We start from the raw sequence: 16,751 nt of genomic DNA, 5'->3' as shown, positions 1-16,751 counted from the left end.
CAATGATCAATAAAAAGCAAAGTCTTACCCTACTGGGCGCTGTGGCGCTCTCTGTTTCGCTCAGTGCCTGTAGCGTGTTCGATTGGTTGATTTATAAGCCCGACATTCCACAGGGCAACTACATGGAACCGCAACAAGTTGAAAAGTTGCGCATTGACATGACCAAAGAACAAGCCGAATACATTCTCGGCCGTCCGGTATTACGAGATAGTTTTGCTGACGATACTTGGTACTATGTGTATCACTACAAGAGTGGGCGTGATGCCAGCATTACGCATAAAGAACTCATACTGCACTTTACGGGCGATAAACTTACCTCAGTGAAAGGCGATTATGAACTGAGCAAAGAATTTAGTACGCCGCTAGAACAAAGCAGCTTGCCAACAGGTAATAAAACTGAGCTAGTGCCACAAATTCCAGCACAGCGCGCCGATGAAAAGCCATTAGTGAAAGAAAATCAAGCTGAAGCGCAAGTTCAAAAACCAATTAAGTAATATCCTAAACTTTGCTTATGCTCTTCTCAGTCAATCAAATACAAAAAAGCGCCCAAGGGCGCTTTTTTATTGAGCAATGATGTCAGTATTTAAGCCCGTCCGCCCGTCACTTTATTCGCGCGGCCTTCATCTTTAGCTTTATCTGCTCGGCGACGACGCACATCCTTAGGATCAGCAATCAAAGGACGATAAATCTCAACCCTTTGCCCCGGTAAAATCACTTGGTCATGCTTAACCACATTACTAAACACACCGAGCTTAACCGTCTCTAAATCGATCTCAGGAAAAAAACTCACTATGTTACTTAAACGCACCACCTCAATCGCTGACGTGCCGGGATTCACATTCACCGAAATCACTTTTTGCTGTGTAGGCAAGGCATAAACCACATCAACTACAAACTTATCTGTCTCATTTGTCACTGTAAATCACCTTAGCGCGACTCGTAAATGCCGTCACCATTGATACCATAAGATCATTAAACACTTTACCAAAGGCCATATCGGCTAACGAACTTGAAAACTCAAAACTCAGCTCGAATTCTACCTTGCAGGCCTCTTCAGTCAGCTCAGTAAAACGCCACTGCCCCAATAAATGCTTAAAGGGCCCATTTTCCAATGTTAAATCAATACTCTTACCAGGAACCACTTGGTTGCGAGTCGTAAATGTCTTACGGATCCCCGCTTTACTCACATCAACAGATGCCAGCATAGTCTTGCCATCAAACTCTAATACTTTACCACCCACACAACCGGGTAAAAATTCCTTATACGACTCGACATCATTCACTAAGTCATACATTTGCATCGCACTAAAACGGACTAACACACTTCGAGAAATTTGCGGCATAGGACTTAGTACTCTTCACTAACGTATTCACAGCGACCTAAGCAAACTCAAACGCACGAAAATAACGCACGTGCAATAAACAACTTAGGCCAGCAATCAAAATTTGCACGGATTTTATCACGATACGTAAAAAACGCACCCCTTGTGCACTTAGGCTGATACTCAACCCCCTAATCACGTTCAAAAAACCAGCAATAACACGATAGAGGCTTGAAATTAACTAAATAAAACCTTATATCAATACCAAATTGATTCACCGTGCGTATAATGGCGCCACTATGGTAAAGAAAAATTCAAGCAAAGCCGCGCCTGCGACTATCGCACGTAATAAGCGCGCAACCTTCGAATACCGTTTCGAAGAGAAAATGGAAGCCGGCCTATCCCTTATGGGATGGGAAGTGAAATCTATCCGTATGGGTAAGGTCAACTTGTCCGACTGTTACGTATTCCTGAAAAATGGCGAAGCCTTTATGCATGGCTGCACCATTATTCCCTTGAATACGGCATCGACACACGTTGTCTGCGATCCCCTACGCTTGAAAAAGCTGCTACTCAGCCGTAAAGAGCTAGATAAACTAGCTGGCTTAGTTGAGCGCCAAGGCTACTCTATCATTCCTATCTCAATGTACTGGCGTAAAGGTGCATGGGTGAAAGTGGAAATTGGTCTAGGTAAAGGTAAGAAAGATCACGATAAGCGCGAAGATACTAAAGCGCGTGAATGGGAAGTTGAAAAAGCCCGCGTGATGAAAAAAGAAAAAACGCACGGATAATGAACAAACGATTGAACTTGAAGCAAATGATGCTAGGTGATCATAGTGCTACGGGTTACAATCAAATTCTTGGGGGCGATTCTGGATTCGACAGGATTCACGAAACCCTGGGAGCATGCCGAGGGGCGGTTGGCCTCGTAAAAAGCCGCACAGTTATAGTTGCAAACGACGATAACTACGCTCTAGCAGCTTAGGCTAGCTAGCCATCTGACACAGGTCTCTCAAATGGGCGGTGTATACAGATGGTCATCTTACATTTGATAGCGAGGGAACTCCGTCCGGGGGTGAACCGCGAAATAGTACCGGACTCGCCCGATGAAATCCTGTCTTTCGGAGTTTATTCGGGTTAATTAAAAGAGAGACTAAGCATGTAGTGCCTTGGATGTAGGTGTTCTGGACGCGGGTTCAAGTCCCGCCGCCTCCACCAATTTTACCAGAAGGGCTTAACCGCAAGGTTAAGCCCTTTTTGTTTGAACTTTCAGGCTATTTTGAGCTATAAATTCAAATGCGGCGGCGGGAACTGAACTGGCGTCGATAAATGAATCATGTCACCACTTGATCTAATATCTATTAGATTCAGCCATTCAGACGCCGCACCTAAAAACCTACCTTTTCCCCTTTCCACCCAAAGCCCGTTTCTTCGCTCTTTGCTTCTGAGCCGCTTTACCGTTACGTCTAGGTTCGGTATCCATCTTATTAAAGTCGGGTTCAAAGCCGGGTAACCATTGTTGTGGTAGACGCTTGTCGAGCACAACTTCAACTTCTTCCAGTAATAGGGCGTCCTCTTGGCTAAAGAGGGTGATGGCAAGCCCTGCACTACCCGCTCGGCCTGTGCGGCCAATACGATGAATATAATCTTCGGCGATAAAGGGTAGCTCAAAGTTGATCACATATTTTAGCTCGACGATATCTAGGCCTCTGGCGGCGACATCCGTTGCCACTAGCACTTGAATTTTGCCTTGTTTAAATTCCTGCAAAACTTTCTCGCGCGCGCCTTGGGACAAGTCACCGTGAAACGCCTGAGTGATAATATCGGCTTTATTGAGTTGCTGAACCAGTTTATCGACACCTTGCTTGGTGCGGCTAAAAATCAGCACTTGATGCCAGTTTTTACTGCGCACCAGATGGCTGACGAGTTCGGTTTTACGGTCGGCGTCGACGGCATAAACCACTTGTTCAATTTCAGCAGCGGTCGTATTGCGCTTGGCAACTTCAATCAACTTAGGATCGCGCAGTAAAGTTTTACTTAAGCTGAAGATAGCGGCATCTAAGGTGGCAGAAAATAACAGGGTTTGCCTATCACTCGGTACTTGCTTGAGCACGGCTTGGATCTCATCCATAAACCCCATGTCGAGCATACGGTCAGCTTCATCGAAAACAAGCACACTCAATTGCTTAAGATTTAATGCACCTTGTCTAAGGTGATCAAGTAAGCGACCCGGAGTTGCGATTAACACATCAATCCCTGCATTAAACACGGCGACCTGCGCATCGATACTCACGCCGCCGTAGGCGATGCCGATACGAATATCAGTCCCTTTAGCGTACTTAACAAAACTCTGCTGTACCTGCACTGCCAGTTCACGTGTCGGCACTAAGACTAATGCGCGTACGGGTCTCACAGCCGTTAACTCTTGCGAAGGGCTGAGTGTCATCAAATGATGCAAGATAGGCAAGGCGAACGCAGCGGTTTTGCCTGTACCCGTTTGGGCGCCAGCCATCACATCCCGTTTAGCTAAGATGGCAGGGATCGCTTCTAACTGGATAGGCGTTGGCGATTCATAGCCAAGAGCCGCTAGGGTATTCACTAACGTGGAGTTTAAGGATAAGGCACTAAAAGACATTGCGGTTAACCACTGAAAATAATGGCTAGAATTTTAGCAGACACAAACCCAAGCGACTAGCGGCATAGCGCTAGTCCTATTGTTATATGCAAACTTGTTTTACGATAAAAATGCGTCGAGATCTGCAGCTAGTTGCGGACGACTAAAAAGGTAACCTTGGGCTTGATCGCACTGGTTTTGTTGTAGGAAATCAGCTTGCTCTTTAGTTTCAACCCCTTCGGCGATAATTTCCAGCTTCAACGCATGTCCAAGCGCAATCACAGCCTTAGCGATAGCGGTATTGTTGGTATCGAAGGGAATGTCTCGCACAAAAGATTGATCAATTTTCAATTTATGAATAGGCAGTTTTTTCAAATAGTTGAGCGATGAATAGCCAGTACCAAAATCATCAACCGATAATTCGATACCCAGATCGCCAAGTCGCTTTAAGTCACGGATAGCAAGATCAGGGTTCTGCATCATCACACTTTCGGTCACTTCAAGCTCTAAATGCTTGGCGGGCAAACCCGTTTCAGCTAAGACACGTTTCACATCATCCACAAAGGAACTGCGCTGTAACTGTTGTCCTGCCACGTTCACGGCAATACGGCCAAAATGTTTGCCTTCACTAAGCCAGCGCATGCCTTGACGGCAAGCGGTTTCTAAAACCCATAAGCCAATTTCATGGATAAGACCTATTTTTTCTGCCACAGGAATAAATATCGCGGGAGAAATCAACCCCAGTAGAGGATCGTGCCAACGCAGTAATGCTTCAAATCCCACGGTTTGTCGAGTCACTAAATCAAGTTTTGGCTGGTACATTAAGTACAAAGCATTTTGCTCAATCGCGCCATAGAGGGCACTTTGCAGCTTAAGATGTTCAAAAGACTGTTGAGTTAAGGACTCAGTATAGAAAGCATAATTATTGCGGCCATCATTTTTGGCGCGATACATGGCTGCATCGGCGTTACGCAGTAAAGTGTCCGCATCGGTTCCATCATTCGGATACAAAGAAACGCCCATACTCGCCGTTAAACGTAAGTGGTCGCCCGTGCTCACAATAAAAGGTTGCTCAAACACTTGGCGCAATTGATTTATGGCAACTGCGGCATCTGCACTATTGTCGATCCCTGAAATCAATGCCACAAACTCATCGCCACCAATCCGTGATAACACATCCTGATCACCCACTTGACTGCGTAAACGCTTGGCAAGCTCGACCAACATCTCATCGCCTATACTGTGGCCAAAACTGTCGTTGATATGCTTGAACAGATCGACATCAATCATCACAGTCGCTAATTGCAAATTCAGCCGCTTAGCTTGTCGCACTTCTTGCTTAAGCTGCATCATGAACTTCATGCGATTGGGCAAATGCGTTAGCGGGTCAAAATACGCTAAGTGCGTGAGTTGCGCTTCATTCTCTTTCTGGGCTGAAATATCGGCAAATACAGCGACAAAATAACGCACATCTCCAACGTCATCATAAATAGTGCTTATGGTGATATTTTGCGGAAAAATCGTGCCATTTTTACGCCGATTCCAAATTTCGCCATTCCATTTACCTTGAGTAAGCAAGGCATTCCAGAGTTTATCGAAAAAATCTTTATCATGCCGACCCGAACTAAAAATCCGAGGATTCTGGCCGAGTAACTCTTCCCTCACATAACCTGTGATCTCAAAAAATGCACCGTTAACGTCGGTAATATTGCCATGCCGGTCGGTCACAACCACACCTTCAACCGAGTTTTTAAACACATTGGTCGCCAGTGTCAGTTGTTCTTCAACTGCTTTATGCTTGGAGATGTTGCGAGTCATACCGATAACGCCCACGAGCTCACCCAGGGCATTGAGTGTTGGGAGTTTTAGCGTTTCTAGCCAAAGATGATTTTTAGCTTCACTGCCATCTAAACACTCAGCGACAATGATAGGTGTACCAGACTCGATAGCGAGCCTATCACCCTCTAGAAAAATCTCTGCAATATCAGCACCAAAGAGTTCAACATCGGATTTACCAACAATCTCACTACGGGGCATTTCCCACGCATTCTCAACACTACGATTGCAAAGAGTGTAAATGCCAGCGGCATTTTTCATCCAAATATGTTCGTCAAAACTATCGATAAAAGTTTGTAAATCGACCGTATCGACACGACTCGATGAACCTCGGCTTAATGTTTCAGCCGCATTATGTTGGCTCAATATCTCGCCTAACTGGTGTTGAATGCTATCGCTGATAAGCTTAGTGAGTTGTAGCGTTTTTGAATCTACGCCGTGAGCCTCGTTATGATAGAAACATAAAAAGCCAAAATTAGCCCCAGATGGCCAAGCGAGAGACAAACAAATCACGCTGCCGACTAAGTTGCAAGTGTGCCAATCTGAGTGCTGCCGAGTATCCATAATTAACAGAGGCTCACGTACCTGCTCAGTTAGCTGTGATACAGATAATGCAGCCGTGATTTGATGACTGCCTAATCGGGGCAATGCTGAAATTGGCTCACTCAGGCAGGACAACTTAGCATTACTTAGAGGAGGAATAGTAGGTTTATCAATAACATCAAAGGGATTAGGAACGATTTTAGATGGTGTGACCATTGAGGGCATCACAACGGACTGGCTTATAACAGGCTGGGTGTTAGCCAAATGATTGCCACTTAGGTGGCTGAGTATTGCCTGTATTTCACTTTCAGCCGCAGAGTCTGAACTTAACATGCTGCTAAGTTCACCCGCAGCATTCCATGCTAATAACATTGCTTTACTGCTTGATATCTCAGCGACTAAATTTAAGTCACTCAACCAGTTATCCAGCTGTTGCTGCGTAATAGGTACATCTATCATCATCTTGCCAACTCAGATCTCGTTACTGCTCAATTGGCCTACGGCGAGAATACCGTAAGACCTTAAACACATGCCCAATATTGCTACAGAGGGAAAACGTTAACCAAGCAGTAAAATCTCATAAAATTTTACGTTTAACATCAAATCAATACATCTCAATTGGCACTAAGGTTGGATCTAAAACTTACTCCATCATATCCACCTTTTAGGGTGGTAGAGGTCAAACCATCAAAATTCACACTAACTTACTCACACTCAGCAGACTGCTTGCACGGGTAAATCCAACTAACATTGCATTTGCTACTTTAGCACAAAATTTTAGTGTCAGTATCGCGATAAGTTTATTGAGTAACAATTAGTTAGACTTAATCAATTAAGTCTTCCCCCGATAATTCAGCACTTTCTTAGCGAGAGAAAACCATCCCTAAAGACATATATCAGCAATAACAGAGTTTTGATTGACAAAAATGCTATCTTATTGTCTACAATGGAAATAATAAGGCTGAAAAACCAAGGATATTTATGCCCACTGACGTCGTATCAAGCCAAGCTACCCTGCTCAACAGTAAACAATTATATCGCATTTGCGAACTCGACCAATTAAGCACAGATTGCCAATCGACAGCAGAACTCACACCTCTCAATGATATTGTCGGCCAAGAACGCGCCCAGCAAGCAGTAGAGTTTGCAATGGGAATTAAAGAAAAGGGTTACAACATCTACGCCATAGGTCAGAACGGCCTCGGCAAACGAACTATGATGCTGCGTTACCTAAGCCGTCACGAGCCAAACGACCATACCCTGTACGATTGGTGCTATGTGGTTAATTTCGATGATACCCGTTGCCCTAAAGTGCTCAAACTGAGCGCAGGGACTGGGCTTGAATTTAAAAAAGCCGTCGAAAAGTTGATGCTTAAACTTGTCAAAGCTATGCCTTTAGCCTTTGATAATGAAATGTATTATGCCCGCACTGAAAAGCTCAAAAGCCAATTATCACAGAAACAAGAAGTCGCACTCACTGAATTAACCGAAGAAGCAAAACAAAAAGGCATCAGCCTCAGTTTAACCATGCAGGGCGACTATCAAATGGTAGCGCTCAATGGTGAAGAACCCCATGACGAAGCTTCATTCGAAGCATTGACAGAGACTGAACGTAGTCAATTTGAAAGTAATATCAATGGCCTAGAAGTTAAACTGCGCGGTATTATTCGCCAAATCACTGAATGGGAAGAAGAATTCAGCGACAAGCAGCAAGAACATGACGAACAAGTCGCCAAAGAAGTGTTAATTCATTTTATTAAGCCACTCAAAGATAAGTTCAAGCACCAGCTCGAAGCGCGGACTTTCTTAACCGGTATGCAGGCGGATATCTTAGACAATTTAGATATCTTTTTAGAAGAAAGTGAAGAACAACTGGGCCTAGCCTACGCTTCCCTTGAAAAGAAAATGCCCCGCCGCTACCAAGTTAACGTTTTGGTCGCTCAAGGGACTCAAAAATTCCCTATTGTCGTAGAAGAAAGCCCAAGTTATCACAGCCTATTTGGCTATGTGGAAAATGCTACCTTCAGGGGGACAGTGTTCACCGACTTCTCACTTATCCGCTCCGGCAGTCTGCACAAAGCTAACGGCGGCGTGTTATTGATGGATGCGGTAAAAGTGTTAGAACGCCCTTACGTGTGGGACGGGTTAAAACGCGCCCTGCGTTCACGCAAACTCGATTTAAGTTCGCTGGAGCGGGAAGTGTCACTGTCGGGCACGATTTCATTGGCGCCTGAGCCTATCCCCTTAGATGTGAAAATTATTCTGTTTGGCGATCACGAAACTTATCAGCTGTTACAGCACTATGATCCTGACTTCAGTGAGTTATTCCGCGTTACCGCCGATTTTGAAGATGTGATGGACAGAACCTCAACTTCTGAGGCGCACTATGCCCGCTTTATTTCGAGCATAGTTCACGACAACAACATGCTACATTGCGACCGTGCGGCTATAGCACGCATCATCGAATACAGCTCGCGTGAGGCCGAAGATCAACAAAAACTGTCGCTACACTCAGCCAATATTGCCAACCTGCTGCGGGAATCAAACTACTGCGCTAAATCTTCGGGTAGCCAGCAAATTTTAGTGCCGCACGTTGAGCAAGCACTGCGAAATCAAGAGCAAAGAGTCTCGCGTCTGCACGACAACATAATGCAAAGCTTTACCAACGGCACGACCTTGATTAGCACTCAGGGCAAAGTGGTTGGGCAAATCAATGCCTTATCCGTAATCTCGACCTCAGATCATCAGTTTGGTATGCCCAATCGCATCACAGCAACCACAGCGTTTGGTAAGGGTGAAGTGATGGATATCGAGCACAGAGTCAAACTTGGAGGCCGGATCCATTCTAAGGGCGTGTTGATCTTAACCGCTTATTTAGCCTCAGTTTTAGGTAAGACGGCGCAAATCCCGCTCACCACTTACCTCACCTTCGAACAATCATACAGCGGTGTGGACGGTGACAGCGCCTCAATGGCCGAATGTTGCGCGATTATCTCGGCCATTAGCGAGCAAGCACTAAGGCAAGATATTGCCATCACAGGTTCGATGAACCAATTTGGTGAGGCTCAACCCATTGGCGGCGTGAATGAAAAAATTGAAGGCTTCTTCGATGTTTGTAAAATAAAAGGCCGTACACCGGAGCAAGGGGTGATTATTCCGGCCTCGAACATGGCCAACCTTATGCTGCGCAAAGACATTGTCGATGCAGTGGCACAGGGGGAATTCCATATTTGGGCTATTACCCATGTGACTCAAGCAATGGAATTACTGCTCGGTAAAACCGCAGGAAGTTTGCCGCAAACGGCCGCACCTAGCCAAGGGCAATATTCTCCCGAGAGCATTTTCGGCATCGCTCAGCAAAAACTCACCGCACTCAGATCCTTAGTTAAAGCGGATTAAATAAAAACGAGAGACAAACGAAAAGGGTTAGCACATGCTAACCCTTTCTTTATAAAGCTATTAAGCGAAATTACACTAAGCTTGTAAGCATTTCATCGCTGTAAGGAACAAGTTCAACGCCATCACGCACGCGAGCAACATAGTCAGGATTGGCAATGAATGGGCGACCAATAGCAATCAAATCAAACTTATTCGCCGCAATCGCTTCACTGGCGGTTTCAGCGCTGTAGCTTCCAACTCCCACTAAGGTTTTGCCATAGTGTGCGCGCACATAGCTTGAAGCTCTGCCACCAAGATAATCGAATTCCATGCTGTCATCGAAAATCCCAATATGCACAAAAGCGATATCGCGGGATTCCAGCTCAGGCAAGAAGTAATCGAACACTTCGCGGTCACGACTATCTGCCGCCATATTGAAATAAGCCCCTGGAGAAATCCGTAAACCGGTTCTGTCTTTGCCGATACGAGCCACAACAGCATCGACAACCTCAAGCGCAAAACGGGACATATTGGCAGGTGTTCCACCGTATTCATCGGTGCGGCGATTGCTGTCATGGTGTAAGAAAGTGTCAATCAAATAACCATTTGCACCGTGGATCTCAACACCATCAAAGCCAGCTTCAATGGCATTTTCCGCCGCTTTGGCGTAATCACGCACTAGGCCTTGAATATCCTCAAGTGTGGCGGGTTTTGGCGTGACATAAGTCAGTTCGCGCATTCTTGGCACGCTGCCTTCAATCTTCTGCGCTGATGCCGCAAGCACATCACCACCACCGAAAAAGTGTGGATGAGCAACACGGCCCGTATGCCATAACTGCACAAAAATCTTACCGCCATTGGCATGTACAGCATCGGTCACTTTACGCCAGCCAGCAATTTGCGCTTGAGTAAAAATACCAGGGGTATTGGGATAACCTTGAGCATCGGGACGAATAATCGTCGCCTCTGTGATGATCAAACCCGCTTCGGCGCGGCGTGCATAATAGGCAACCATATCATCGTTCGGCACTAAATCGGCATCCGCCATACAACGGGTTAAAGGTGCCATTAAGATACGATTATTTAAGGTAATAGTGTCATTAAGTGAGTAGGTATCGAACAGATTTACCAATGAATTTGGCGTGGTTTGTGTGGTCATTTTCTCAGTTCCATTCTTGAATATGCATTCAAGATATTATTATTTGAACGATCATTCAAGTTCATTTTTGAATGTTTGTTCAAATTTAGGTAGAATCTGGCCTAAGCGTTTCTATACAAGTGAATTAAATTCGATGCGTAATGCAGAGTTCGACCGAGAACAGGTACTTCGCGGCGCTATGGCCGCCTTCATGCACAAAGGTTATACCAAAACGAGCATGCAAGATCTTACTCAAGCCACGGGATTACATCCGGGGTCGATTTACTGTGCCTTCACTAATAAACGCGGGTTATTAATCGCGGCCATTGAGCAATATCAACTCGACAGAAACGAGCAATTCAACAATCTATTCGGCAATGGCGAGAATGTGCTGACTAATTTGAAAACCTACTTAGATCATCTCGTTATTGAATGTCTGAGTTGCGATAGCGCCCAAGCTTGCTTACTGACAAAAGCGTTAAATGAAATTGCAGAGCAAGATGTTGAGATCCGGGACATCATCAATCAGTATCTACAATCTTGGCAGCAAGCACTCACACTACAATTTGCCACCGCAACGTTACAAGGACTCCTCCAAGGCGATCGCAGCAGCGAGCAAAGAGCCCAATATTTAATGATGGGAATTTATGGTTTAAGAACCTTCGCCCATACCCATCCTAATGCCGAAACCTTACAGTACCTTGCAGACCAATTATTGGCAGAAGTCTGCCATTAAAGTGCGTTAATTTGTGGGACAGTAAATATCTGAATGACTAACCGAATATGATTAGGCGAACAAGCCCTAACATTAATAGAAATAGATGGATTGAATAAAGTTTTTGCAGAAGATGTCGGGACGATAATTTAGCAAAGCGAATTATTCGTCCCAAGAATGACGATTAGTTTAAAATGTTAACCTATATTAGCTTGAGCAAACACTCGCTCACCTAATGAATTCAATATCTTACACTCACCTTCAAGTACAGCAATTATAGATTTTCCCTTGCGGAAACTTGCAGGTATCATCACACGCCCAGCTTCACTCACTGGCAAATTACCTAATACGGCGTTGTGCATAATTAACCCTACGGGCGCATCATAATATAAAACAGTTACAGTCGCTTGATTTGCTTGCATCACATTTAACTCACATTAAGCAGCATCTACTGCGTTATATTTACGTCGCAAGAGAGCTCCCTGTCCTCAACATTTTAAAATATCCAAAAAGATATTTTAAACATTTTAAATCAATTACTTAAGGTCTTATTCAAATTTTATGATTTTTTATTGGATACAATACTGTCTTATACTGTACACCTTGGGCTATTTAAGCACTTCGGCAAAAAGATGCCAATCTATTTCTATTATGTTAACCAACTACCCACCATCGATCACATATAAGACACAAATAAAGATGCGTTTTTATGCATTTTTTAGAGTAAATAACCTAAATTTGAGTTATCAGTAATCTACTTAGCTTTAAATCCCACTCGAAATCCGCCCCAATGTTTACCGTTTACAAAAATGGGCACCGACAAGTCGTGCATCACTTCGCCCGTATCGCGTTTATAAGTTTGCAATAGCACAGGTTCAGTATGGGTGCCGCAACGGATCCCTGTCGGATCATTAAACAAGCGTTTGGTTCGATTGTGCACCATATCAACCTCAACTTTGCCTGTCAGCGCTTGGCTAAAGCGTTTATTATGGGTCGGAAAATAACCTTTCCTATCAACGGCTCCCGCATAAATAATTTCGCTGTGTTTTGCCAGAATGGGCTCTTGAATTGTAGGAAAATGCTGATCGGTATAACGATCGAAAGCCGTGCTGTATTTCTGCGGCTGAGTATTGGTAATAGGTTGGTATTTAGGATTAAACAAATCAGCCTCGCTAAAACTGCCACTGGCTAAACCTTGTGCTAACTTGTCACCGCACGCTTTAGCGGCAACATTCGCCAATTGCAGAACCTGCTGATCGAAGGTTTGTGTATCCCATTTAGACAGCGCTTTAAAAATACCCTCAGTGGTCAAGGATAAAGTAAAGGCCTGCTCGGATACGCTATGACTCTGTTTACCCGTCGAATTTAACGAGTCACGTATTTGAGTCACCGAGCGGCTAATGTCGTTAGTAGTGTTGTTATATTGTTTGAGTGAATCTTCCATATCACCTAAGGCATGGGCCGATTGGGTCACAGAAGCCGAAATCTCAGTGAAGTGCGCGTCTAACTCGCCCATGGCGGCGACCACATCGGCTGTTTGCGTCACGACTCGCTCCATCAGCCCAGAAGTTTTATCCGTTTCACTGCGGATTTCTAATAGCATTTTGCCAATATCTTGGGTTGCACCCGCCGTTTTCCCCGCAAGGCTGCGTACTTCGTCAGCCACTACCGCAAAACCTCGACCCTGCTCTCCCGCACGAGCCGCTTCGATAGCCGCATTTAAGGCCAACAGATTCGTTTGCTCGGCAACGGAGTTAATCACCTCGGTAATTTTTTGGATTTCTTCGGCTCTTGATTTAAGCGCCTGCACTTGCTCAGCGGCGGTATCAATATCCGTACTCAGTGAACGAATGGCCGCAACACCTTTCTGAGCTTGACTTCGTCCCTGCACGCTAACGCGCTCAGCCTCTTGAGCTTGGCCTAAAATATCGGCGGCATTATCGCCAAGTTGGGCCGTAGTGTGACTCAATTGCCCCGCAGCAACCGCAATGGCACTGGCATGCTCGCCATTTGATTCAATTGATTTATTCAGTAAATCAATAAAATGCGACACCTCAGCCGAACCGATAGCCATTTTGCTGGTTTGCACACTAATGTCGTGGGCGGGGATGCTTTGCTCTTGTAATGCCTTAATGTTTGCCTCATCGGTGTCGAGCTTAGCCTTAGATGCGCGCAAACACACCCACACCACTAAGCCACAGGCAAGAACGCCCAAGATCACCGCCTGCACAATACTCGGAAGATGTAGTCCCTCAAGTAATAAACTCCCCAGAGTGACCAGCGTGAAACTGATGAAAATTAAAATTTTGTGCTGTATTTCCATATACTTCCCGTAACTGCGCAAGGTAAAAATGAAAGGGAAATGCTAAGAGTCGAATCATTAGCCTTCGTTCAGCTGCTATCAATTACAGCGGCTATTGCTTACAACTGACGAGGGAGGGCTAACTATGATAGCGCTCAAGATTTATAGTTTTAGTCTATTTCTCTGAATAAGCTAGATAATTTATCTCGCTAAATAAACAAAGTAGAAGTTAGCTATCATCAACAGTCTCACGAGCGTATGGCATTAGACATTAGTATTAATCTATCGCGATATAGTCCTAGCCTATCTAAAAGCGGATCTTCCTTGAGAAAACCAACTTTGCCCTGAAATGCGTGCCCCGTCGCCTTCTAGGTAATAAATCACATAGGGGCGACTGCACTTATGCCAAGAAAACTGCTAATATCGGCGCAATTTTTTTGAGCTAACGAGATCAAGATGGGCAGAGCATATCAAAACAAGAAAGAATCCATGGCGAAAACAGCCGGTCAAAAAACCCGCATTTATTCACGCTACGGTAAAGAGATTTACGTTGTCGCTAAGCAAGGCGGCGTTGAGCCCGATGGAAACTTATCACTGCGTCGCTTAATTGAACGCGCTAAGAAAGACCAAGTGCCCGCGCATGTTATTGAACGCGCAATTGAAAAAGCCAAAGGCGGCGGTGGTGAAGATTACGATACCGCCCGTTACGAAGGTTTTGGTCCTGGCAACTGCATGGTCATTGTTGACTGCTTAACCGATAATGTAAAACGTACCTTCACCGAAGTGCGTCAAGCCTTCGTGAAAAACGATGCCAAACTCGGCGGCCCAGGTACAGTTGGCCACATGTTTGATCATCAAGCCGTGTTCGTGTTTGCGGGTGATGACGAAGATGCGATTTTAGAACTGCTGATGATGGCTGACGTTGATGTAAGCGATGTTGAGCTGGAAGATGGCTTAATCACAGTATACGCGCCGCACACTGAATACTTTAAAGTCAAAACTGCGCTGACCGAAGCGATGCCAGAGATTAACTTTGAATTTGACAATATCACCTTCGTACCGCAGGACATGACTAAAGTTGAAGGTGAAGATGTTGCCATGTTTGAAAAGTTTATCGCCGCTTTAGAAGATTGTGACGACGTACAAAACGTCTATCACAATGCGGAAATTGAAGACTAAACACTGCTTTCGCCTGAAATAAAAAACGCAGCCCTTGGCTGCGTTTTTTATAGGTCAATATATTAAGCGTTAATGAAACAACCGTGAAACCCTAACGGCAATACCCTGTCCATCTGAGCCGAAGCGATGGGGCCCGCACTGATGTCACTGGCACGAAACAAAGACAAGCCAGATTGTGCATGATGGTAATCGAGCCAAGTCATCAGTAAATAGGCTTCGTGCTGCTCAGTGGCGGGGATATAGAGCGGCTCTTCGGCAATCTTGCCTTTGCCAAGATAAAACGCGCTATAGCTGGCGTCGCCAAGTTCATCCGTACCGTGCTGGCTGCTGTCTTTTGTATTATGAATACAATACAGAGTATTACTCAGTCCTGATTCAGATTCTGCTTCATATTTAAAGTTAGAGCTGGAGCCAGAGTTAACAGCTGAATCTGATCTTGCTCCAACGCCAAATAACGGGACAAATTCCGAAGCTCCACCCGTTTTCTCTGCAAGATTTTCGGTATTGCTCGTTTGCTGTGCAGACTCTTTGTTACTCATAGTGTGCTGCGCAAACTGGGGAAACTCCATCATCACGCCGCTGTGGTTAATACGTGTAGAGAAAGACAAGGTCTCCGCAAACTGCGCTTTGCTAGCTGCTGTGAGTGGTACTGTGATAGTCACTAACTCTGCATGGGGTGTCTTAGTTTTACGCTCCCCCGTCAGTAACCCCTTCATCCCTTGGGTTAAAATAGCTGAATTGGGGTAGAGGCAAAGCTGCACAGAAAGTTCGTCATTCTTCTCAATGGCTTGACCAAAGTGAAACACAAATCCCGCAGGCAGCGGGTGTAACTGCCGCGTTTTAAAGTCGGCTTTGTCGATAACCAGTAATTGCGATGGCAATTCGGGGCGCCATTTAAAGGCATCAATATAGGTTTCGCCCTCTTCATACACGCAGGATGAAATGTAAAACACCAGCTTATTCTCACTCTGCGCGAAGGCATGTAAATAGCTAGCTTGAGGTAATTCAATCACTTCCATTCTGGCAATGCTGTCATCGGGTGCCACTTGATACACAAGTAATTGCTTCTCACCACCGACATACCAGACGCCAAAATTCCATAGTCCACCTTGTCCGTCATCGAGCGGGTGAGCAGAAAAGGGCAAGCCCTTAAATTTGTCACCAAAGCTTTTCACGCCAAGCGTGGTTAAGCTCTGGGCATCAAGTCGATAGGGTGAACCCGCCTCCCATAAAGCGAGCAACTCGCCGTGGCGCGGCAATAAACTAGTATTGGCCACATTCAAGTCATCGTTATTTCGAATAGGTAAAGCATTGGGGATCACTGTGCCTGCGGTCGTGTACTTAAACGCGCCTGCGGCCTCTTCCACTTTAAACTTCTTTGTTTGGATAAACTTAGCCTGATGCTGAATTTGCCTATTGCTCACACTAAACTGCTGCACCATGCCATCGCCATCGAACCAATGCTGATATGCCTTACCTGCCCGAGACATTTTCGCTGGCCCATTACGATATAGATTGCCGCTCAACTGCGCTGGCCACTCGCCTGAAACCTGCATAGTCAGTGGCTGATAGTCAGCTTCAGCACCACTAAATCCAATCGCCCATGGCTCACGTGCGACCGTTTGTGCGTTATCCAGCGCCAGCAATTTATCCACTGAACTGGCCCAAACTGCACTCGTCATTAGGGCGGCTGAGCCTGCTAGAAATTGACGTCTATCCATGGT

The 16,751-nt window shown here is 45.3% G+C and carries 13 protein-coding genes and 1 other RNA gene; 6 read left to right on the top strand and 8 right to left on the bottom strand.

Features of this window, described 5'->3' with window-relative positions:
- The first annotated feature begins 2 nt into the window (after window positions 1-2).
- Window positions 3-494, top strand: coding sequence for an outer membrane protein assembly factor BamE (gene bamE / locus KO531_RS00580; RefSeq protein ID WP_028760727.1), 492 nt, complete (start codon window positions 3-5; stop codon window positions 492-494).
- A gap of 89 nt (window positions 495-583) precedes the next feature.
- On the opposite strand, the gene KO531_RS00575 is transcribed toward bamE, so the two are convergent.
- Together KO531_RS00575 and KO531_RS00570 are read right to left on the bottom strand one after the other, a co-directional pair.
- Window positions 584-916 carry an RnfH family protein gene (locus KO531_RS00575; protein ID WP_106651167.1) on the bottom strand — a complete coding sequence of 111 codons (333 nt, stop codon included), beginning with the start codon at window positions 914-916 and terminating at the stop codon, window positions 584-586.
- On the bottom strand, window positions 906-1,343 hold the full coding sequence (locus KO531_RS00570) for a type II toxin-antitoxin system RatA family toxin (RefSeq protein WP_028760728.1): 438 nt from the start codon (window positions 1,341-1,343) through the stop codon (window positions 906-908). The genes KO531_RS00575 and KO531_RS00570 overlap by 11 nt, the downstream gene beginning before the upstream one ends.
- A gap of 278 nt (window positions 1,344-1,621) precedes the next feature.
- Here KO531_RS00570 and smpB point away from each other — a divergent pair, with 278 nt between their 5' ends.
- Together smpB and ssrA are read left to right on the top strand one after the other, a co-directional pair.
- The gene (gene smpB, locus KO531_RS00565) at window positions 1,622-2,113 is read left to right on the top strand and encodes an SsrA-binding protein SmpB (RefSeq protein ID WP_006080832.1); all 492 of its coding nucleotides are present in this window, start codon (window positions 1,622-1,624) and stop codon (window positions 2,111-2,113) included.
- 71 nt (window positions 2,114-2,184) lie between these two features.
- Window positions 2,185-2,540: a transfer-messenger RNA gene (gene ssrA, locus KO531_RS00560) on the top strand.
- A gap of 178 nt (window positions 2,541-2,718) precedes the next feature.
- On the opposite strand, the gene KO531_RS00555 is transcribed toward ssrA, so the two are convergent.
- On the bottom strand, window positions 2,719-3,957 hold the full coding sequence (locus KO531_RS00555; RefSeq protein WP_219250112.1) for a DEAD/DEAH box helicase: 1,239 nt from the start codon (window positions 3,955-3,957) through the stop codon (window positions 2,719-2,721).
- Window positions 3,958-4,056: 99 nt separating this feature from the next.
- Window positions 4,057-6,777: a bifunctional diguanylate cyclase/phosphodiesterase gene (locus KO531_RS00550; RefSeq protein WP_219250111.1), complete on the bottom strand. Its 2,721-nt coding sequence runs from the start codon at window positions 6,775-6,777 to the stop codon at window positions 4,057-4,059.
- A gap of 519 nt (window positions 6,778-7,296) precedes the next feature.
- On the opposite strand from KO531_RS00550, the gene KO531_RS00545 reads away from it, so the two are divergent.
- Complete coding sequence (locus tag KO531_RS00545; protein WP_219250110.1) at window positions 7,297-9,714, top strand: ATP-binding protein; 2,418 nt, start codon at window positions 7,297-7,299, stop codon at window positions 9,712-9,714.
- A 70-nt stretch (window positions 9,715-9,784) separates the two neighbouring features.
- Here the strand turns inward: KO531_RS00545 and KO531_RS00540 are convergent, their stop codons facing one another.
- Window positions 9,785-10,852 carry an alkene reductase gene (locus tag KO531_RS00540; protein ID WP_219250109.1) on the bottom strand — a complete coding sequence of 356 codons (1,068 nt, stop codon included), beginning with the start codon at window positions 10,850-10,852 and terminating at the stop codon, window positions 9,785-9,787.
- A gap of 133 nt (window positions 10,853-10,985) precedes the next feature.
- Between KO531_RS00540 and KO531_RS00535 the strand changes: the two genes are divergently transcribed.
- The gene (locus KO531_RS00535; protein WP_219250108.1) at window positions 10,986-11,567 is read left to right on the top strand and encodes a TetR/AcrR family transcriptional regulator; all 582 of its coding nucleotides are present in this window, start codon (window positions 10,986-10,988) and stop codon (window positions 11,565-11,567) included.
- A 176-nt stretch (window positions 11,568-11,743) separates the two neighbouring features.
- Here the strand turns inward: KO531_RS00535 and KO531_RS00530 are convergent, their stop codons facing one another.
- Complete coding sequence (locus KO531_RS00530) at window positions 11,744-11,968, bottom strand: TIGR02922 family protein (protein WP_028760777.1); 225 nt, start codon at window positions 11,966-11,968, stop codon at window positions 11,744-11,746.
- 332 nt (window positions 11,969-12,300) lie between these two features.
- A complete protein-coding gene (locus KO531_RS00525; protein ID WP_219250107.1) occupies window positions 12,301-13,869 on the bottom strand; it encodes a methyl-accepting chemotaxis protein in 1,569 nt (522 codons plus the stop codon).
- A 435-nt stretch (window positions 13,870-14,304) separates the two neighbouring features.
- On the opposite strand from KO531_RS00525, the gene KO531_RS00520 reads away from it, so the two are divergent.
- On the top strand, window positions 14,305-15,027 hold the full coding sequence (locus KO531_RS00520; protein WP_219250106.1) for a YebC/PmpR family DNA-binding transcriptional regulator: 723 nt from the start codon (window positions 14,305-14,307) through the stop codon (window positions 15,025-15,027).
- A 62-nt stretch (window positions 15,028-15,089) separates the two neighbouring features.
- Here the strand turns inward: KO531_RS00520 and KO531_RS00515 are convergent, their stop codons facing one another.
- Window positions 15,090-16,748 (bottom strand): carotenoid oxygenase family protein, encoded by a 1,659-nt coding sequence (locus KO531_RS00515; RefSeq protein WP_219250105.1) that lies wholly within the window; start codon window positions 16,746-16,748, stop codon window positions 15,090-15,092.
- Between the last annotated feature and the right edge of the window lie 3 nt (window positions 16,749-16,751).

It is taken from the genome of Shewanella sp. NKUCC06_TVS (assembly GCF_019345515.1).
Classification (GTDB): domain Bacteria; phylum Pseudomonadota; class Gammaproteobacteria; order Enterobacterales; family Shewanellaceae; genus Shewanella; species Shewanella oncorhynchi.
The sequence above is the reverse complement of the archived record's forward strand: the minus strand, read 5'-3'. Positions and strand labels throughout refer to the sequence as shown.